Genomic DNA, 18,376 nt, shown 5'->3' with positions numbered 1-18,376 from the left:
ATGGACCGAGCGCAGCGCGCGTAGCGTGCAGGTCGCCGGCGGCGGCCGCGGGGGCGCCGGGCCGTCGCCGAGCGCGCTCACTGCACCAGCAACAGGCCTTCCGGCAGCGGAGAGTTCCGCTCGGGACAGGCGATATGCATGCTGTCCACCACGTAGAAACTCTGGCCCAGCTTTTGCTCCTTGTGCACGACGTAGGTCAGCGTGCCGCGCGGCGCGTACAGCTTGGCGACGATGCCCTGCTGCACCAGCAGCCGCTTCAGCTCCTTGGCGAAGTTGCCGGCAATGGAGTTGGTCTGGCTCTGCGCACCCACCTGGCAGGCCATCAGCACGATCTCCTCGAACGACTCCTTGGCCAGCCCCTTGCCCAGCAATTGCTGCAGGAACGCGCTGGGGGCGAGTCCGGCAAACACGTTGACGTTGCCGTGCGAGTTGACCACAAGACGCTTGCCGCACGCCTTCATGATGGTGGTCCTCTCGACGCGCAGGGCCGCCCGCGGGTGCGGGTCGGGAGCGACCGGAATGCCGTGGCGACCGCGCCGTGGTCGACCGATGCCGCTCGCGATGCAGCGTGGCCCTGGGGCCGATGCGGCGCGATCGGGCCGAGGCCCGATTTGCCGGCGCCAGAATGCTGAGCGCTCGTCGAGGCGGAGTCGGGTCTGGTCGGTTCTGGGCTACACGTCGCCGTCGCGGCTCCAGCCCTCGCCGCTGCCGCGCTGGTACACGCGGTCCGCGGCCTGCACGTCGCCGGCGGCGATGTGCTCCTGGCCGCTCAGTTGCGCGTAGAGCGGGGTGAAGTCCGGCGCCGTCGCCTGCATCAGCTGTTCGAAGCTGTCGATGACGAAGTAGGTCTTCTGGTAGCTGTCGATGCGGTAGCGGGTGCGCATGATCCGCGCCAGGTCGAAACCGATGCGGTTGGGCGCGGCCGATTCCAGCGCGTACAGCGATTCGCCCTTGGACGAGACGATGCCGGCACCGAAGATGCGCAGGCCCTCGGCGCCGGCGATCAAGCCGAATTCCACCGTGTACCAGTACAGGCGGGTGAGGTTCTGCAGCGCCTCGGGGCCGATGCCGTGCGCCTTCACCCCACCGCGTCCGTAGGCCTGCATGTAGTCGGCGAACAGCGGGTTCATCAGCAGCGGCACGTGGCCGAACAGGTCGTGGAACAGGTCCGGTTCGGCGATGTAGTCGATCTGTTCGGGGCGGCGGATCCACCAGGTCACCGGGAAGCGGCGGTTGGCCAGGTGATCGAAGAAATCCAGTTCCGGCAGCAGGCCTTCGACCCCGACCAGGGTCCAGCCGGTGGCTGCGCCCAGCACCTCGTTGAGCTGCTCGAAGCGCGGGATCGCCTGCGGGCTCATGCCCATCGCGTCCTGCGCCTGCAGGAACGCGTCGCAGGCGCGGCCGACCAGCAAGTCGCGCTGGCGCTGGTACAGCGCGCCCCAGGTGGCGTGGTCGTCGGCGCTGTAGCCGTCCCACGGCTGCGCGACCACGGCGGTGGTATAGACCGGCACGTAGCCCTTGTCGGTCTGCTGGTGTTCGACGCGGCGCGGTACGCTATCCATGGACGGCGGCTCCGGAGGGGGAATGCCTGCAATGGTAGGCGCCAGGCCACGCAACGGGCTTGCGAAGTTGCGCGATTCCAGCCACTGCGCGCAAGATTATTGCAGCTAATTCCTGTTGCGGAGCAATAAATGACCGAATCGGCCGTGTTCGACCGCACCGACCTGCGCCTGCTGGCCTTGCTGCAGCGGCAGGGCCGGGCCAGCAATGCGGAGCTGGCTGCGCAGGTGAACCTGTCGCCGTCGGCCTGCCTGCGCCGGGTGCAGCGGCTGGAGGCCGACGGCGTGGTCGCCGGCTACGTGGCGCGGCTGGTGCCTGGCGCGATCGGCCTGGGCCTGCAGGCGTTCGTGCGCGTGCAGCTGGAAAAGCACGGGCAAAGCGGCATCGCCCATTTCGCCGACAGCGTGCAGGGCTGGGACGAGGTGGTCGCCTGCCATGCGCTGACCGGCGACATGGACTACCTGTTGCACGTGTACGTGCGCGACCTGACCCATTTCTCCGCGTTCCTGCTGGACAAGCTGCTCAACGCCGCCGGCGTGGCCGACGTCAACTCCAGCTTCGTGCTGCGCACGGTCAAGGATTTCACCGGGCTGCCGCTGCCGCGCGGCTGAGCCGGGGGTCCAGTCCAGTCCTGGCCGTGGCGATCCGTGCCGGACCGGGCCGTCGGCGGCAGCTGGCAGGACCTGCAGTCGACCACGTCCACCCTGGTGCTGCGCTGTCCCGGCGACTGGGCCACGTGCGGGCGCGAGGGAGAGGGGTCCTGCACGCGCGGCTGTCCCCTTCTCCCGTCGGGAGAAGGTGGCCCGCAGGGCCGGATGAGGGTACGGGCGCAGCCTCGTGCACCCAAACTCCGCGAGACGCTGCGCGCCCTACCTTCACCCCAACCCCTTTCCCGAAGGGAGAGGGGCCATGCACAGTGCGGCTGTTACTTCTCCCCGCCTGATGCGCCGCGCCCGCTCACTCCTGTTTCTTGCACGGATCGTCGCGGCCGATCAGGCGGCCCAGGCGCGAACGCGGTGCGCACGGCGGTGGCGCCGGTTGTGCGGCCTTGGCCGCGGCGGCCGCGGCCGTCGCGCGCTGTTGCTGCAGTTGCGCCAGCTTGGCCTTGATCTGCGGCATCGCCGCCAGCGCGGCCTTCTCGCCTTCCAGGATGGCGGCGTTGCGCTGGGCGAAATCGGCCGCGCCGATGCCGTTGACCTTGGGCCGGATCACGATGTCCGCACGCGCCAGCTCCTGCTCGCCCAGGCGCTGGCCCATGATCGCGATCGACTGGTTGACGATGCCGAGCATGCCGTCCGGGTTCTTGCCGCTGGCCTTGCTGGAGATGTCCACCGCGACCACGAAGTCGGCGCCGAGCTGGCGCGCGGCGTCCACCGGCACCGGGCTGACCACGCCGCCGTCCACATAATGGAATTTGCCGATGGCGACCGGTTCGAACACGCCGGGGATGCTGCTCGAGGCGCGTACCGCCTGGCCGGCGTTGCCGCGCACGAACACGCTGCGCTCGCCGTCCTCCAGGCGCGTGGACACCGCGGCGAAGGGCTTGCCGAGCTTCTCGATCGGGCGGTTCTTGAGCTGGGTGTTGACGTAGTCCTGCAGCGCCTGGCCCTGCACCAGGCCGCCGGAGAACAGGCGCATGTCGCGGATGCTGGTCTCGTCCAGCGCCACCGCGGCCTGCTGCATCTGGAACGCGTCCATGCCGCTGGCGTACAGCGCGCCGACCACGCTGCCGGCGCTGGTGCCGGACACCACCACCGGCTCCAGCCCGTTGGCCTGCAGCATCTTGATCACGCCGATATGGGCGAAGCCCTTGGCCGCGCCGCCGCCCAGGGCGATGCCGAGGCGCAGCGGCTTGGCCGCGGCGGTCGGCGCCGGGCCCACCACCACCGGGGCCGGCGGCGCCGGCCTGGGTTCGCCGCCGCACGCCGCGAGCAGGCCGAACAGCGAAACGCAGAGGAGCAGGTGCGGGGAACGGAAGGCGGTCATGGGGGCGGCGTCGTGGAAGGACAGGGCGGAGCCGGCGCGAGCATACCGGGATCGGCCTGCACCGCCCACGACCGGAGGTCATGCCGCTGCCCGGTGCGTCACCGGAGGCGGGTGACGCGCCCGGTGCGGTGATCCACGCGGCTGCGCATGTCGCCATGGCTACCCTGGATGTCGCGGAGCCTTGTGCCCCCCAATTCTGTGAGGGGCTTCGCGCCGTACCCTCACCCCAAAACCCCGCTCCCGAGGGGAGAGGGGCTGGAGCCGGCCGCCTCAGACGTTGTTGTCGCCGTCCAGGATCCGGCCCAGGCCGCCGAGCACCGAGCCTTCGCCGCGGTTCTGCCCGCCGCCCTGCGGCGCGGCGGCGAACATGCGTCCGGCCAGGCGCGAGAACGGCAGCGACTGCAGCCACACCTTGCCCGGGCCGGTCAGCGTGGCCAGGAACATGCCTTCGCCGCCGAAAAACATGCTCTTGATGCCGCTGACCGCGCGCACGTCCATGTCCACCGTGGAATGGAACGCGACCACGCAGCCGGTATCCACGTCCAGGCGTTCGCCGGCGGCCAGCTCGCGCTCGACCACGCAGCCGCCGGCATGCACGAACACCCAGCCGTCGCCTTCCAGCTTCTGCATGATGAAGCCCTCGCCGCCGAACAGGCCGGTCATGATCCTGCGCTGGAAGTGGATGCCCAGCGACACCCCGCGCGCGCCGGCCAGGAAGCTGTCCTTCTGGCAGATCAGGCGGCCGCCGTGCTGGTCCAGCTTCATCGCCAGCACCGTGCCGGGATACGGCGCGGCGAAGGCGACCTTGGCCTTGCCCTGGCCCTGGTGGGTGAACACGGTGGTGAACAGGCTCTCGCCGCTGACCAGGCGCTTGCCGGCGGAGAACAGCTTGCCCATCAGCCCGCCGCCCTGGCCGGAGCCGTCGCCGAACACGGTGTCCATCTGCACCGCCGAATCCTTGAACATCAGCGCGCCGGCCTCGGCGACCGCGCTCTCGCCCGGGTCCAGCTCGATCTCCACGAACTGCATCTCGTGGCCGACGATGCGGTAGTCGATCTCGTCGGCGCGGCCGCCGCCGGGCGGGGGCGGCAGGCCCGGCGGCAGGCTGGCTGCGCTCGCGCCGCGCAGTTCGTCGATCTGGTTGGCCGGCTTCCAGCCGCTCTGGCCCTGGCGCCAGGCCATGGCGGTGGGATTGTTGCGGGCGAAGGCGATGGCGGCGGCGGCGTCGAACGGGCCGGAGCGGCTCTGCTCGCTGCCGGTCAGGAAATACCACTGGGTCATGGCTGCAGGTCCTTGGCGGAAATCTGCGGCGAGTCTAGCCCGCCGCCGCAGTCGTTTCGCATCTGCCCAAAGGCATGGGGGCGGCGGCCCATCGTGAAGTCGGGACTGCAGTGTGGGAGGGGCTTCAGCCCCGACGCCTTGGACATTCCGGCGTCGGGGCTGAAGCCCCTCCCACATCTTGAGCTCGTCCTTGCGCGAGGTGTCGATGTCTCGTCACGCGGGCAGCGATTCGCCGGCGTCACGGTTGCGGCTGCTATCGCTTCGCTTACAGCGCGCTCGCCGGGCGCACCTGCTGGGTCTTGGTTTCCGCGGCGCAATCCTTGGCCGGCGTCAGGCCTTGCGCGCGCGCGGCGCCGATCTCCTGGCGCGCCCCTTCCAGGTCGGCGCGGAACTGCGGGTTGTCCTGCAGTTTGGCGACCGTGGCCGCGGCGACGATGCGGCTGGCCAGCACGTCGCTCTGCCAGTGCACGTTGCAGACGATGCGGCTTTCGCCGTAGCTGCGGCCGCGCGCCATCAGCGCGTCGGTGCGCGCCGGGTCGGCCTCGCTGAGCACCTGCGCCCAGGCCCAGCCGATGGAGGTGTGGCCGGAGGGGTAGGCGCCGTTCGGGCGCAGTTCGGCCTCGTCGGCGGGCGTGCAGCTGGCTTCGCCGTTGTCCATGAACGGGCGCGGCACGTGGTAGTAGGCCTTGGCCTTTTCCGCGGCGTCGCCGGCGTCTTCGGCCACGCGCTGCAGCAGCCGGTACAGGTGCGGGGTGTGCTGGGCGCTGACCTGGATGCCGAGCGGGCAGCTGAAGTGGTTGGCCGCAGCGGGGAAATGCAATTCGGCGTCCTGCGCGGCCAGCGCGAAGCGCGGGCTGCCGCGCAGCGCCAGCGCTTCCTTGTTCACCGCCTCGTCCAGGGCGCGGCCGGGCGAATCCTTGGCCGGCGGCGGCGGCACCAGCAGCAGGCTGTCGGGCAGCTGCGACGGCGCCAGGTAGCCGGCGGCCGTGCCTTCGGCCATCGGCCTGGCTATCGGCGCGGCAGGCGGCTTGGCCTGCAGCAAGGCCGGTGCGGCGATCGCAGCGGACAGGGCCAGGCCGAGGCCGGCGTGCAGGGGCAAACGGGAGGAGCGACGCATCATGACGGGATCCACGGCGGGGGAGACCGGCCATCTGAAGGCACAACTGTGACAGTGCGGGGTGCTGCCGCGATCGCCGTACAGCTGGCGTCAACCAATGCGCCGGCGAACGCTGGCAGCCGCGCGGCGTGGCGACGAAGGCCGCGCCGATGTCGCGCCGCGGCCGCCAAGGATGGCAGCGACTGCGTGCGGTGCCTGCGATGCCGCGTGCCGAAGCGCATCGGCCCGGTCGTTGCGGGCCTACAGGGCGCTGGCCGGCCGCGTCTTGAGTACCTGCGTCTGCGTCGCGCAGTCCTCCTGCGGCGCCGCACCGAGCGCCTGCGCGCGCGCGATCTCACCGCGCGCGGCCTGCAGATCGGCCTGGAACGCCGGGTTGGCATGCAGGCGCGCCACGAGCGCTGCGCCCATGAAGCGGCCGGCCAGCACGTCGCTCTGCCAGTGCACGTTGCACACCAGGCGGCTTTCGCCGTAGTTGCGGCCGCGGGCGATCAAAGCGTCGGCGCGGTTGGGCGTGGCCTCGCTGAGGATCAGCGCCCAGGTCCAGCCGAGGGTGCTGTGGCCGGAAGGATAGGAGCCGTTGCGGCGCAGGTCGTCCTCGTCCCCCGGCGCGCAGGTCGGCTGCAGGTTGAGCATGAACGGCCGCGGCCGCTGGTAATGCTTCTTGGCCGCCCTGGTGGTGGCGCTGGCATCGACGCGGCTGCGTTCCAGCAGCGTGTACAGGTGCGGAGTGCGCCGCGCGTCCACGGCGATGCCCAGCGCGCAGGCGAACTGGTTGGCGCCGGCGGGGAAGTTCAGCGCGGCGTCGCGCGCGGCCTGTTGCCAGCGCGGGCTGCCGCGCAGCGCCAGCGCTTCGCGGTTGACTGCCAGGTCCAGCGCTTCGCCAGGCGTGCCCGCTGCCGGCGGCGGCGGCAGCAACTGCAGGCTGGCCGGGACCGCGGCGGCATCGAGGTAGCCGATCGCCGTGCCTGGCCCGGCCGGTGCCGGTGCCGGTGCCGGTGCCGGTGCGACCGGGGCGTGCGCGGCCGGCGTGCTGCAGGCGGCGAATGCGATGACGAGCATGGCGCAGCCAGCTGGGCGGAGACGGTATGCGGGCGGAATGGACATGTGGCCTTGATGGTGCGGCAGCGAAGGGCAGTATATGGCGCGCGCCCTTGCCAAGACCCGCAGACCCGAAGCGATGGTCGCTTCGACGAAGACGGCCGCAGAGGCGGTGGCCCTCGCGGTCGAGGCCGGCTCAGCCGTCGCCGCGCTCCGGCCGCGGCGGGAAGCGCAAGATCACCCCGCGCGGCATCGGCGGCGGTTGCCACAGCACCGGCACCTGCGCCGGTGGCGGCGGTTCCAGTTCCTCGTTCAGCGGCGCCAGGGCCTCCTCGTCCTCGTCTTCCCAGCTGTAGCGCTTGCGCGGCGGCAGCGGGTCGCGATGGCGCAGCAGCAGCGCCGCCACCGCGCCGCCCAGCGCACCGCCGAGGTGCGACTGCCAGGACACGCCGGCCGCGTGCGGCAGCACCGACACCAGCATGCCGCCATAGAACAGGAACGCGATCATGCTGGCGGCGATCGCCGCGCGGTCGCGGCGCAGCAGTCCGAGCACGAACACCAGGAACAGCAAGCCGTGGGTGACGCCACTGGCGCCCAGATGGTGGCTGCCGGGCTCGCCCAGCAGCCACGCGCCCAGGCCCGAGCCCAGCCACAGCACCGGCAGCGCGGCCAGGGTGGCGCGCGGATACACGCTGCCGGCCAGCGTCCCCAGGATCAGCAGCGCGCCGGCGTTGGCGGCCAGGTGTTCCAGCGAACCGTGCAGCAAGGGCGCGGTCAGCAGCCCGAGCAGGCCGCCGGCCTGCTGCGGCCCCACCGACCACGGCCGCCAGTCGAACAGGCCCTGGCTGGCGAACACCGCCACCAGCACCGCGATCAGCGTGAGGCTGGCGTTGAAGGCGCGCAGGATCCGTGCCCGGTCGAAGCGGTCCTGCGCCTGCGCAGCGTCGGCAGGCGGGGACGGGGAGAGCGAAGAAGTGTCCATGGTCCCTGGATGGCGGCGCCCATCGCCCAGGGCAAGGCGCCGCCGCTGGGAGGGACTGGCCACGGCCGCGGGACAATCCCGCGGCCGCGGCGCGCCTCAGTGCGCCGGCTTGGCCGGGCGCAGCAGGCTCAGCGCCACCGTCGCGCCGATGATCAGCGCCACCGCCAGCAGCGAGACCAGCACCGGGATCTTGTACAGGTCGATGATCAGCATCTTGGTGCCGATGAACACCAGCACGATCGCCAGCCCGTACGGCAGCAGGTGGAAGCGGTCGGCCATGCCCGCCAGCAGGAAGAACATCGCGCGCAGGCCCAGCACCGCGAACACGTTGGAGGTCAGCACCAGGAACGGATCGGTGGTGATCGCGAAGATCGCCGGGATGCTGTCCACCGCGAAGATCACGTCGGTGATGGCGATCAGCATCAGCACCGCGAACAGCGGCGTGTACCAGCGCTTGCCTTCCTGGGTCACGCTCAGCGCATTGCCGTGGTACTGCGGGGTCAGGCGCAGGTGCCTGCGCATGAAGCGCAGCACCGGATTGGCTTCCAGGTCCGGCTCCTTGCCCGCCGAGAACCACATCTTGATGCCGGTCAGCAGCAGGAACGCGCCGAACACGTACAGCAGCCAGTGGAACTTGGTCAGCAGCACCGAGCCGGCGAAGATCATGATCGCGCGCAGCACGATCGCGCCGAGCACGCCGATCACCAGCACGCGCTGACGCTGCTCCTCCGGCACCGCGAAGTAGCTCATGATCATCAGGAACACGAAGATGTTGTCGACCGCCAGCGACTTCTCCACCAGGTAGCCGGTCAGGAACTCCAGCCCGTACTGGTTGCCGGTGGCCACGTCGATGGTCTCGCGCAGGTACCACCACAGGCCGGCGTTGAACGCCAGCGCCAGGGCGATCCAGCCCAGGCTCCACCACAGCGCTTCCTTGAAGGCGACCTTGTGCGGACCGCCGTGGCGCATCAGCACCAGATCCGCCAGCAGCGCCGCGATCACCACAATCGCGAAACCGCTCCACAACCACACGTTGCCTATCGTTTGCATGGGGAATTCCCGTCAGTGAAGGTTGAACCTCGGGCCGTGGCGGCGAGGCGTCCTGGACGGAAACGGTGGGGTTCGTTCCGGGGAATGCCTTCGCCACTGCGGCGAAGGTCTCGCTCGCAGCCGATGTACCGGCTGCTGTTGCACCGGAGCCCGCGGGCTCGAATTGACGGCGACAACATTGGGAGCTACTCCCCTTCTGCGCCCATTCTTGCGGCTGGCGGCAGTGGCGTCAATCCGGGGCGGATACAATGGCGTTCATGAATACCGCCCTGCCCGTAGTCCGCCTCAAGAACGCCTGGCGCTCCAGCCACCCGTGGATCTTCCAGAAACTGGTCGAAAAACCCGCCGCCAAGCCCAAGCCGGGCAGCCTCGTCGACGTGGTCGGCGTGGACGGGGAGTGGATCGGCCGCGGGTTCTACAATGGCCATTCGCGCATCGCCGTGCGCATTCTTGAGATCGATCCGGCGGTCGCGGTCGACGAAGCCTGGTTTGCGCGCAAGATCGCCGAGGCGGCGTCGCTGCGCCGCGACGTGCTCAAGCTGGACGCGGTCTCCGATGCGTGGCGCGTGGTGCATGCCGAGGGCGACGGCCTGTCCGGGCTGGTGGTGGACCGCTACGGCGATCTGCTGGTGGTGGAGTTCTTCAGCGCCGGCATGTTCCGCCACCGCGAGTGGATCTACGCCGCGCTGCGCGCGCAGTTTCCCGGCGCGCGCTTCTACAGCTTCGCCGAGGAGCACGTGCAGAAGCAGGAGAGCTTCGACTACCGCCCGGTGTCCAGCAGCGGCGAGCGCCCGGAGCCGGCGATCATCAGCGAATACGGCGTGCGCTTCCGCGCCGACCCGGCCGGCGCGCACAAGACCGGCTTCTTCGCTGACCAGCGCGAGAACCGGCAGTGGCTGAGCCAGCAGGTGGCCGGCAAGCGCGTGCTCGACCTGTGCTGCAACACCGGCGGCTTCGCCGTCTACGCCAAGGTGCGCGGCGCCGAGGACGTGGTCGGCGTGGACATCGACGAGGACGTGATCGAGATCGCCAAGGGCAACGCCAAGCTCAACGACGTGCGGCTCAAGTGGGTGCAGGCCGACATCTTCCCGTACCTGCGCGATGCCGCCGTGCGCGGCGACCGCTACGACGTGGTGATCCTGGACCCGGCCAAGATGACCCGCGACCGCGACCAGGTGATCCCGGCATTGAAGAAATATCTGGACATGAACAAGCTGGCGCTGGGCGTGGTCGCGCCCGGCGGGTTGTTCGCCACGTTCTCCTGCACCGGCCTGGTCGCCGAACACGAGTTCCTGGACATGCTGCGTCGCGCCGCGTATTTCTCCGGCCGCACCATCCAGATCCTGAAGGTGGCCGGCGCCGGCGCCGACCACCCGTTCATGGCCCATGTGCAGGAATCGCGCTATCTGAAGGCGGTGTTCTGCCGCGTGCTGGACTGATCCCGGATCAGCAACTGCTGGCGGTAGCTGCTGGGGCTGCAGCCGGCCAGCACGCGGAAATGCCGGCGGAACGATTCGAGCGACCCGAAGCCGGCATGGTCGGCGATCCATTGCAGCGGTCGGTCGGTGGTCTCGAGCAGTTCGCGGGCCAGCGCGACCCGTTCGCGGATCAACCAGTCGATCGGCGACAGGCCGGTCGCATCGAGGAATTGCCGTTGCAGCGTGCGCTGGCTCAGCGCGGCGCGTTCGGCCAGGCTGGCAAGGGTATGCGGCTGGCCAAGGTGGGCGCCGAGCCATTCGGTCAGCACCGCCAGGCGGCTGGGCTCGCCGTGCGGAATCGAGCGGTTCAGCACCTGGCTGCGCTCGCCGTCGCGCCACGGCGCCAGCACCAGCCGCTGCGCCACCAGATTGGCGACGCGGATGCCGTAGTCCTTGCGCACCAGGTGCAGCAGCATGTCCATGCCGGTGGCGGACCCGGCCGAGGTGATCACCTGGCCGGTGTCCACGTAGAGCACGTTTTGGCGCACGTTCACGGCCGGGAAGCGGGCCGCCATCAGATCGGTCAAGCGCCAATGGGTGGTGGCGTCCTTGCCGTCGAGCAGCCCGGCCCAGGCCAGGGCGAAGGCGCCCGAACAGATCGAGGCCAGGCGCGCGCCACGCGCATGCGCCGCGCGCAGCTTGTCGAGCAGCGCCGCCGGAGGGCATTCCTCGGGATTGCGCCAGCCTGGAATCACCACGATGTCGGCTTCGTCGAGCAGCTCCAGTCCGTGCGGCGTCAGCACCTGCAGCCCGCCGAGCGCGGGCAACGGCCCGGGTTCGCAGGCGCACACGCCGCTGCGGTACCACGCCACCTCAAGCTCCGGCCTGACCGGTGCGAACAAGCCGACGGCGCAGCCGAACTCGAACAGCCCCAGTTGCCGGTAGGCGACGATCGCAACCAGCGGGGCGGATGAAGACGCGGTGTCGGTGGCGGCGCTCATGCGCGGATAGTAGCGCCGCGGCTGCATGCCAGGCACCGCGCACGGGGTGCCGCGGAAGCGGAAATTCGCCCGGAAACCTGCGTTTCCGTCGATTCAGCGGCGTGCCGGCATCGCTGGCTGTTTGGTCATTGCCAAAATTCATGTGTGTGGCGGGATCTTGCCAGCGGCTGTCGCGATCGGCGATGGCCGCTGCTGGGCAAACGCCCTGCAATGGCAGGCCTGTCTTCCTGCCTGCCTGGCGCTTGCCGATGCCGCCCTGCCTCTCCTCCTCCATCGCTGTCCGCTGCACCGGCCGATGGCGTGCCTGCCGGTGCGCATGCAGGTGCGCGCCATCCCGTTCGCTTGCCGCCGCCATGGACCCGCGATGATCCGATCCGACACCGTTTGCGTTTCCCGTTTCCCCGGCCGTTCGGCACGGCTGGCGCTGTTGCCGTTGGCCGTGCTGCTGGCCGCGCCGTGCGCGATCGCCGCCGAGTCGGAGTCTGCCGAGACGCCCGAATCCACCCTGGACACGGTGCTGGTGACCGGCTCGCGGGCCAGCACGCGCACGGTCAAGAACAGTTCCACCCCGATCGACGTGATCTCCGCGCAGGATCTGGCGGGCACCGGCCAGGGCACGCTGCTGGAGGCGCTGCAACGCAGCTTGCCCTCGCTGAGCCAGATCGGCGGCTATCAGAGCGACCAGGAGAGCCTGATCCGCGGCTACCAGCTGCGCAATCTGTCTCCGGGCTACACGCTGGTACTGGTCAACGGCAAGCGGCGCAATGCCAGCGCCTACGTCAGCGGCGCCAATGGCGGCGCCTTTCCCGGCCACGCCTGGGCCGATCTGGCGCTGATCCCGATTGCCGCGATCGACCACGTCGAGGTGTTGCGCGATGGCGCCTCGGCGATCTACGGTTCGGATGCGATTGCCGGGGTGATCAACGTGATCCTCAAGTCGCAGGCGTCCGGCGGCAGCGCCTCGATCGAGAGCGGCGCGAGCGTCGATGGCGATGGCGCGCGGACCACGTTCCGCGCCAACCTCGGCCTGCCCTGGGGCCAGGACGGCTTCATCGACCTGGCCGCGGAAAACACCCGCCAGCACAGCGCGATCCGCGCACGCACCTATCGCGACGGCTATCTGAGCTATCCCGCGGTCGATGCCAACGGCAACGTGGTCGCGCTGGGCACCTACAACAGCCTGCCCCCTGGCGCCACGGCCAATCCCGCCGAAGCCGGCCGCGACGCCAAGGCCAACCGGATCCCGAGTTCGACCGACTATGCGCTGAAATCGCTGACCGCCAACCTCGGCCATGGCCTGGGCGGGAACGCCGACTTCTATGCGAACGCCAGCGTGAGCGACCGCACCGCCAGCGCGATCCAGAACTACCGCCTGCCGGCCACGATCTTCGGCACCTACAACGCGCCCAGTGTGCTCACGGTGTGGCCGGATGGATTTTCTCCGGTACTGGAGACCAAGGAGCAGCAGTACACCGGCAGCGCCGGGGTCAAGGGCCTGCTCGCAGGCTGGGACTACGACGTCAGCGTCACCGCCAATCGCGACACGATCCGCACCTACACCAACGACTCGGCCAATTTCTCGCTCGCCTATCCGGGCGCGCCGACCGACTTCTATGACGGCAAGGTCGATTACCGGCAGCTGATCGGCAACGTCGATCTGCGCCGTTCGTTCGAGATCGCGCCTCTGGCTTCGCCGCTGGATTTCAGCGCCGGACTCGACTATCAGCACGAGCAGTACCAGCGCTCCCCGGGCCAGTGGGAGTCGTATACGGGGTGGGGCGCGGCCGCCTTCGTCGGCTACGCGACCGCCGACGCGGTCGATGCCAGCCGCGCCAGCAAGGCGGTCTACGTCGGCGCATCGGCCAACATCACCAGGCGCTGGTTCCTGGATGCGGCGGCCCGCTACGAGCACCATTCCGACTTCGGCGGCGTCTCCACCGGCCGGCTCACCACACGCTTCGATGTCACCGACGCGTTCGGCGTGCGCGCCACGCTCAGCAACGGCTTCCATGCACCGAGCCTGGGCGCGCAGTACTACCAGGCCACCGGCAGCTGCCCGTGCGGGACCACGCTGGTGGCCCAGGTGAACTCGCCGACCGCGCTTGCGCTCGGGGCCAAGCGACTGACGCCGGAGAAGGCGACCAACTACAGCGTCGGCATCACCTTCGATCCCGCGCCCGGCTTCCATGCGGCGCTGGACCTCTACCAGATCGACATCCGCGACCAGCTCGGCCAGTCCAGCCAGATCGGCTACAACGCGCAGGATCCCGACAACGTCACCGACTACAACGGCACCGCGCTGAGCGCCGCGCAGAAGGCCACCATCGACACGCTGCTGAACAACGCGGGCGTCCGCATCGCACCCGGCGATGCCTACTACGTCAGCTACTTCACCAACATCGGCGATACGCGCACGCGCGGGGTGGAGCTGACCGCGGAGGCCACCCAGGACACCCGTTGGGGCCGGCTGCGCTACACCTATGCCGCGAACGCGGGCAAGACCGACATCCGCAAGGTCCGCGAGGTGCCGGGCGTGCTGCAGAGCCTGCCCAACATCAACCTGCTGACCGAGTCGAGCGAGTACGCACTGCGCTATCGCTCGCCGCGCTATACCCAGGTCGCCGGCATCGGCTGGAACCAGGGCGGCTGGTCGGCAAACCTGGGCTTGACCTACTACGGGCCGATCAAGCGCCTGACCAATGGCTACAGGTACCAACTGGCGCCGGTCCTGGTCGCCAACCTCGGCGGCAGCTACGCGTTCGGTCGCGGCTGGAGCGTGGACATCGGCGTGGACAACCTGTTCGACAAGCGCATCCGCAAGGTGCCCGAGCGCTACAGCAGCGCCAGCGACCGCGCCACCTATGTGCGCAACTACGAGTTCGGCGACGTGCTCGGCACTGTCGGCGGCTATTGGTACGGGCGGCTCAACTACCGGTTCTGAGCGTGCAAGGTCCGCTGCGCGCCAGGGCGCTTTGCAGGCGCGCAGCGCCGGTGCCGCTGGCGGGCCACCGACCAGTGCACACTGGTGGCCGGCGGCCGGGTGTGGCCGGGCATCTCGAACAGGCCACGCCGCGCGTCATCCATCCCTCCTGCGTCTGGAAGATCAAGCATGTCGTATCCCTTGAATGTCGTCGCCGTCGTCGGCAGCACCTCGACCGCCTCGCGCACGCTGGCGCTGGTGCGCGCGCTCCTCGCCCGGTTGGAGCAGCAACTGCCGATCAGCAGCCATGTGGTGGAGCTGGCACGGATCGCGCGGCCGCTGGGGGGCGCGCTGGCGCGCGAGGAACTGCCTGCCGAGATCGAGCAGCAGCTGCGCCGCATCGAATCGGCCGATCTGCTGGTGGCCGCCGCACCGGTGCACCGCGGCTCCTATCCGGGCCTGTTCAAGCATCTGTTCGACCTGGTCCACGTCGATGGCCTGGTGGAGACGCCAGTGCTGCTGGCCGCGACCGGAGGCAGCGAGCGGCACGCGCTGGTGATCGATCATCAGCTGCGTCCGCTGTTCAGCTTCCTGCAGGCGCTGACCTTGCCGATCGGCGTCTATGCCACGCAGCAGGACTTCGATGGCGAGTTCATCGCCAGTGCGCCGCTGCAAGAGCGCATCGCGCTGGCGGTCGAACGTGCGGTGGGCGTGCTGGGGCGTGTTCGCGGCCCCGGCCTGCGCCAGATCGCCTGACGGCCGCCGGCCGAACACTTGCCTGCAGGCGCGGCCCTGCGGGCGCGGTCGCTCGCGCCGATGCGGCGGTGCGGTCATCCGCGGCGCGCGGCCAGCGCCGGCCAGCGCCGGCCAGCGCTCGGGCATCGCGCCGGCGGCGGGCCGGCTTGCCGCGGCGGCGGCTTGCGCCGATGCCGGCGACACGCGCACGCGCCTGCGGCGCAGGCATCCCGGCGATGCGCGTGCGCCTTGCGCCGATGCCGATAACCAACCGGATTTTTCTTATGCCCAATCGGCATTTTCTTGGCTGGATGTGACCGGACATTGTCGAGTTCCGGCGCGGTCGACCGCGGCCGAGTGCTTAGGATCTTCCCATCCCCATCCCCATCCCCATCCGTTTCCCCAGGGAATGCCGTGGCTGTCATACAGAACCAGACAAGCGCCAAGCCGATCCTCTTCCTGCTGGAGCAGGAGTTCGAAGATCCCCAGCATCGTGGACAGCGCTTCTTCTGCCCACACAGCCTGCTGCTCGAAGGCGCGTTGGTCAGCGTTGCCGGTCTGCGCGAGCGGCTGGAAGTGCGTCACGTCCGCTTTCCACGCCCACGCCAGGAGGTCATCGGCGTGATCGGGGAGGGCGACCAGTCGCTGCCGAAGCTGGTCCTGCCGGCGGAATTGCGCAGCGCGCACGCCAGTGGCGAACACGGCGCGCGCCAGTACGTATCGGGTACCGATCGCATCCTCGCCACGCTGGGCGAACTGTACGGGATTCCGCAGCCGCATCCCTGACGCCGGCGCCCACGCCAAGCCCCTTCTCAACCGCGACCGGATCATGCCCTACCACCTCAGCATCCTGGACAAGAGCTACATCCCCGAGGGCGGCAGCGCCGCGCAGGCGCTGCGCGACAGCGTCGCGCTGGCGCAGCAGGCCGAGCGCCTGGGCTACCACCGCTACTGGTTCGCCGAACACCATGCGGCGCCCTCGCTGGCCAGTTCCGCGCCCGAGGTGCTGGCCGCGTTCGTGCTGGCGCAGACCTCGCGCATCCGCGTCGGCAGCGGCGGGGTGATGCTGCGCCACTACGCGCCGTACAAGGTCGCCGAGGTGTTCAACCTGCTCGCCAATCTGGCGCCCGGCCGCGTCGATCTGGGCGTGGGCAAGGCGCCCGGCGGATTGCTGGCCTCCACCCGCGCGCTCGCCCATGGCCGTGAGCGCACGCCGGACTTCACCGAGCAGTTGACCGACCTGGACGGCTTCCTGTCCGCCAGCTTGCCGGAAGGGCATCGCGACGCCGGCGCCAGCGCCACGCCGCTGCCGGTGCACGCGGCGCAGCGCTTCCTGCTCGGTGCCAGTCCGGAGAGTGCCGCGCTGGCCGCGCGCCTGGGCTGGCGCTTCGTCTATGCCGGCCACTTCGACGGCGACCCTGCCCACATCGAGCGCGCCTTCGCCGCGTATCGGCGCGACAGCGCGCTGACCCCGCTGCTGGCGGTGGTCGCCTTCGCCGCGCGCAGCGCCGACGAGGCCATGCGCCATGTCGGCGCGTTGCGCATCTACAAGCTGCACCTGGGACCGGGCCAGAGCGTCAACCTGCCCAGCCCGGAACTGGCGGACGACTATGCGCGCCAGGCCGGAGTGAGCGACTACCGCGTCGAGGAAACCCGCCCCAGTGTGCTGTCCGGCGATGCCGACTACGTGCGCGGCCAGCTCGACCTGCTGCACCGCCGCTTCGGCGTGGAGGAGTTCGTGCTGGATGCGCCGGTGGCCGAGCACCAGGCGCGGCTGGCCTCGCTGGAACTGCTCGCGCCCGCGCCGCGCACGGCGGCGGCGGCGTGAACGCGATGCGGGCGCCCGCGCGCTGGCATCGCCGCCACCGGCGCGGCGTCAGCGGATGCCGCGTCGGCGGCCCATTCGAACGCAACGCATCCACGAGGAGTTTCCGATGAGCACCGCACCCCGTCCCATTCCGTTCGGCATCATGCTGCACGGTCCCGGCGGCCACATGAACGCCTGGAAGCATCCGTCCAATCCCGCCGACGCCAGCGTCAACCTGCAGTTCTACATCGACATCGCGCGCAAGGCCGAGGCCAACGGCATCGCCTTCGCGTTCGTCGCCGACGGGCTGTACATCAACGACAAGTCGATTCCGCATTTCCTCAACCGCTTCGAGCCGATCACCATCCTCTCGGCGCTGGCCACTGCGACGTCGAAGATCGGCCTGGCCGGCACCCTCTCCACCTCCTACAGCGATCCGTTCACGGTCGCGCGCCAGTTCGCCTCGCTGGACCTGATCAGCGGCGGCCGTGCCGGCTGGAACGTGGTGACCTCGCCGCTGGAGGGCTCCGGCCGCAACTACGGGCGCCCGCATCCGGACCACGCGTTGCGCTACCGGATCGCCGACGAGTACCTGGACGTGGTGCAGGGCTTGTGGGACTCCTGGGACGAAGATGCCTTCCCGCGCGACCGCGCCACCGGCGTGTTCTTCGACAAGGCCAAGTTTTCCCGGCTCGACCACAACGGCCGCTTCTTCCAGGTCGAGGGTCCACTCAACATCCAGCGTTCGGCGCAGGGCCAGCCGGTGATCTTCCAGGCCGGCGCCTCCGAGGATGGCATCGGCCTGGCCGGCAAGTATGCCGATGCCGTGTTCACGCACGCGCCGTCGCTCGAGGAAACACGCGCCTTCACCCACAAGGTCAAGAACGCGGCGATCGCGCACGGCCGTAGCGCGGGCGAGGTGAAGATCTTTCCCGGCATCGGTCCGGTGGTCGGCCGCAGCGCCGAGGAGGCCGAGTCCAAGTACCAGCAGATCGCCGCGCTGGCCGACATCGACGAGGCGCTGGCCTACCTCGGCCGCTTCTTCGACCACCATGACTTCAGCCAGTACCCGCTGGACGCGCCGTTCCCGGAGCTTGGCGGGATCGGCGCCAACAGCTTCAAATCCACCACCGACAAGATCAAGCGCGACGCGCGCGCGCGCGGGCTGAGCCTGCGCCAGGTTGCGCAGGAATCGGTCAGCCCGCGCTCCCGGTTCATCGGCACCGGTGAGCAGGTCGCCGATGAGCTGATCCGCTGGTTCGACGCCGCTGCCAGCGATGGCTTCATCCTCGGTTTCCCGGTGCAGGCGCAGGGTCTGGACGACTTCGTCGCGCTGGTGCTGCCAGTGCTGGAAGCGCGCGGCTACTACCGCCGCGACTTGCCCGGCAGCACCCTGCGCGACCACCTCGGCCTGCCGCGCAAGCCACGCCGCCATGCCGCCGCGCTCGCCGCGCCGCGCAAGGCCGGCTGAGGGAGCGGTC

16 protein-coding genes are annotated in these 18,376 nt (G+C 69.9%); 7 read left to right on the top strand and 9 right to left on the bottom strand.

The annotated features are described in order from the left end of the window. Positions 1-77 precede the first annotated feature (77 nt). Both FZ025_RS07760 and phhA read right to left on the bottom strand, forming a co-directional pair. Positions 78-461, bottom strand: coding sequence for a hypothetical protein (locus FZ025_RS07760; RefSeq protein ID WP_244292480.1), 384 nt, complete (start codon positions 459-461; stop codon positions 78-80). Positions 462-671: 210 nt separating this feature from the next. Beyond that, positions 672-1,562, bottom strand: coding sequence for a phenylalanine 4-monooxygenase (gene phhA / locus FZ025_RS07755; protein ID WP_046979178.1), 891 nt, complete (start codon positions 1,560-1,562; stop codon positions 672-674). Positions 1,563-1,691: 129 nt separating this feature from the next. Here phhA and FZ025_RS07750 point away from each other — a divergent pair, with 129 nt between their 5' ends. Next, positions 1,692-2,171 (top strand): Lrp/AsnC family transcriptional regulator, encoded by a 480-nt coding sequence (locus tag FZ025_RS07750; protein WP_046979179.1) that lies wholly within the window; start codon positions 1,692-1,694, stop codon positions 2,169-2,171. Between the two features lie 346 nt (positions 2,172-2,517). Here FZ025_RS07750 and FZ025_RS07745 read toward each other — a convergent pair whose 3' ends face one another. From FZ025_RS07745 to FZ025_RS07720, 6 genes are all read right to left on the bottom strand, one after another. Beyond that, entirely contained in the window at positions 2,518-3,546 is a 1,029-nt protein-coding gene (locus FZ025_RS07745; protein ID WP_046979180.1) for a patatin-like phospholipase family protein, read from the bottom strand. Between the two features lie 270 nt (positions 3,547-3,816). After that, complete coding sequence (locus FZ025_RS07740) at positions 3,817-4,827, bottom strand: TIGR00266 family protein (protein ID WP_046979181.1); 1,011 nt, start codon at positions 4,825-4,827, stop codon at positions 3,817-3,819. A gap of 265 nt (positions 4,828-5,092) precedes the next feature. Further along, complete coding sequence (locus FZ025_RS07735) at positions 5,093-5,947, bottom strand: acid phosphatase (protein ID WP_046979182.1); 855 nt, start codon at positions 5,945-5,947, stop codon at positions 5,093-5,095. A gap of 237 nt (positions 5,948-6,184) precedes the next feature. Beyond that, entirely contained in the window at positions 6,185-7,048 is an 864-nt protein-coding gene (locus FZ025_RS07730) for an acid phosphatase (RefSeq protein WP_046979183.1), read from the bottom strand. A gap of 130 nt (positions 7,049-7,178) precedes the next feature. After that, on the bottom strand, positions 7,179-7,964 hold the full coding sequence (locus tag FZ025_RS07725) for a rhomboid family intramembrane serine protease (RefSeq protein WP_046979184.1): 786 nt from the start codon (positions 7,962-7,964) through the stop codon (positions 7,179-7,181). A 96-nt stretch (positions 7,965-8,060) separates the two neighbouring features. Continuing rightward, positions 8,061-9,014, bottom strand: coding sequence for a TerC family protein (locus FZ025_RS07720; RefSeq protein WP_046979185.1), 954 nt, complete (start codon positions 9,012-9,014; stop codon positions 8,061-8,063). Positions 9,015-9,271: 257 nt separating this feature from the next. Between FZ025_RS07720 and FZ025_RS07715 the strand changes: the two genes are divergently transcribed. Continuing rightward, positions 9,272-10,453 carry a class I SAM-dependent rRNA methyltransferase gene (locus tag FZ025_RS07715; protein WP_046979191.1) on the top strand — a complete coding sequence of 394 codons (1,182 nt, stop codon included), beginning with the start codon at positions 9,272-9,274 and terminating at the stop codon, positions 10,451-10,453. Here the strand turns inward: FZ025_RS07715 and ftrA are convergent. After that, positions 10,417-11,433 carry a transcriptional regulator FtrA gene (gene ftrA, locus FZ025_RS07710; protein ID WP_046979192.1) on the bottom strand — a complete coding sequence of 339 codons (1,017 nt, stop codon included), beginning with the start codon at positions 11,431-11,433 and terminating at the stop codon, positions 10,417-10,419. The genes FZ025_RS07715 and ftrA overlap by 37 nt on opposite strands. A gap of 364 nt (positions 11,434-11,797) precedes the next feature. Between ftrA and FZ025_RS07705 the strand changes: the two genes are divergently transcribed. From FZ025_RS07705 to FZ025_RS07685, 5 genes are all read left to right on the top strand, one after another. After that, on the top strand, positions 11,798-14,374 hold the full coding sequence (locus FZ025_RS07705) for a TonB-dependent receptor plug domain-containing protein (protein ID WP_046979193.1): 2,577 nt from the start codon (positions 11,798-11,800) through the stop codon (positions 14,372-14,374). 168 nt (positions 14,375-14,542) lie between these two features. Further along, entirely contained in the window at positions 14,543-15,109 is a 567-nt protein-coding gene (gene msuE / locus FZ025_RS07700) for an FMN reductase (RefSeq protein WP_104558405.1), read from the top strand. A gap of 402 nt (positions 15,110-15,511) precedes the next feature. Continuing rightward, positions 15,512-15,874, top strand: a complete 363-nt coding sequence (locus tag FZ025_RS07695) for a DUF3088 family protein (protein WP_046982131.1) — start codon at positions 15,512-15,514, stop codon at positions 15,872-15,874. 43 nt (positions 15,875-15,917) lie between these two features. After that, positions 15,918-16,916, top strand: coding sequence for an LLM class flavin-dependent oxidoreductase (locus FZ025_RS07690; RefSeq protein WP_104558406.1), 999 nt, complete (start codon positions 15,918-15,920; stop codon positions 16,914-16,916). Positions 16,917-17,022: 106 nt separating this feature from the next. Further along, positions 17,023-18,366, top strand: coding sequence for an LLM class flavin-dependent oxidoreductase (locus FZ025_RS07685; protein WP_046977874.1), 1,344 nt, complete (start codon positions 17,023-17,025; stop codon positions 18,364-18,366). The last annotated feature ends 10 nt before the right edge of the window (positions 18,367-18,376 follow it).

Source organism: Xanthomonas hyacinthi (assembly GCF_009769165.1).
GTDB lineage: Bacteria > Pseudomonadota > Gammaproteobacteria > Xanthomonadales > Xanthomonadaceae > Xanthomonas_A > Xanthomonas_A hyacinthi.
This window is presented reverse-complemented; position numbering and strand designations above follow the sequence as displayed.

Bases quoted from the DNA above. Each gene is read 5' to 3' on its own strand.
- FZ025_RS07760 (WP_244292480.1), bottom strand. From the start codon at position 461: ATGAAGGCGTGCGGCAAGCGTCTTGTGGTCAACTCGCACGGCAACGTC.
- phhA (WP_046979178.1), bottom strand. From the start codon at position 1,562: ATGGATAGCGTACCGCGCCGCGTCGAACACCAGCAGACCGACAAGGGC.
- FZ025_RS07750 (WP_046979179.1), top strand. From the start codon at position 1,692: ATGACCGAATCGGCCGTGTTCGACCGCACCGACCTGCGCCTGCTGGCC.
- FZ025_RS07745 (WP_046979180.1), bottom strand. From the start codon at position 3,546: ATGACCGCCTTCCGTTCCCCGCACCTGCTCCTCTGCGTTTCGCTGTTC.
- FZ025_RS07740 (WP_046979181.1), bottom strand. From the start codon at position 4,827: ATGACCCAGTGGTATTTCCTGACCGGCAGCGAGCAGAGCCGCTCCGGC.
- FZ025_RS07735 (WP_046979182.1), bottom strand. From the start codon at position 5,947: ATGATGCGTCGCTCCTCCCGTTTGCCCCTGCACGCCGGCCTCGGCCTG.
- FZ025_RS07730 (WP_046979183.1), bottom strand. From the start codon at position 7,048: ATGTCCATTCCGCCCGCATACCGTCTCCGCCCAGCTGGCTGCGCCATG.
- FZ025_RS07725 (WP_046979184.1), bottom strand. From the start codon at position 7,964: ATGGACACTTCTTCGCTCTCCCCGTCCCCGCCTGCCGACGCTGCGCAG.
- FZ025_RS07720 (WP_046979185.1), bottom strand. From the start codon at position 9,014: ATGCAAACGATAGGCAACGTGTGGTTGTGGAGCGGTTTCGCGATTGTG.
- FZ025_RS07715 (WP_046979191.1), top strand. From the start codon at position 9,272: ATGAATACCGCCCTGCCCGTAGTCCGCCTCAAGAACGCCTGGCGCTCC.
- ftrA (WP_046979192.1), bottom strand. From the start codon at position 11,433: ATGAGCGCCGCCACCGACACCGCGTCTTCATCCGCCCCGCTGGTTGCG.
- FZ025_RS07705 (WP_046979193.1), top strand. From the start codon at position 11,798: ATGATCCGATCCGACACCGTTTGCGTTTCCCGTTTCCCCGGCCGTTCG.
- msuE (WP_104558405.1), top strand. From the start codon at position 14,543: ATGTCGTATCCCTTGAATGTCGTCGCCGTCGTCGGCAGCACCTCGACC.
- FZ025_RS07690 (WP_104558406.1), top strand. From the start codon at position 15,918: ATGCCCTACCACCTCAGCATCCTGGACAAGAGCTACATCCCCGAGGGC.
- FZ025_RS07685 (WP_046977874.1), top strand. From the start codon at position 17,023: ATGAGCACCGCACCCCGTCCCATTCCGTTCGGCATCATGCTGCACGGT.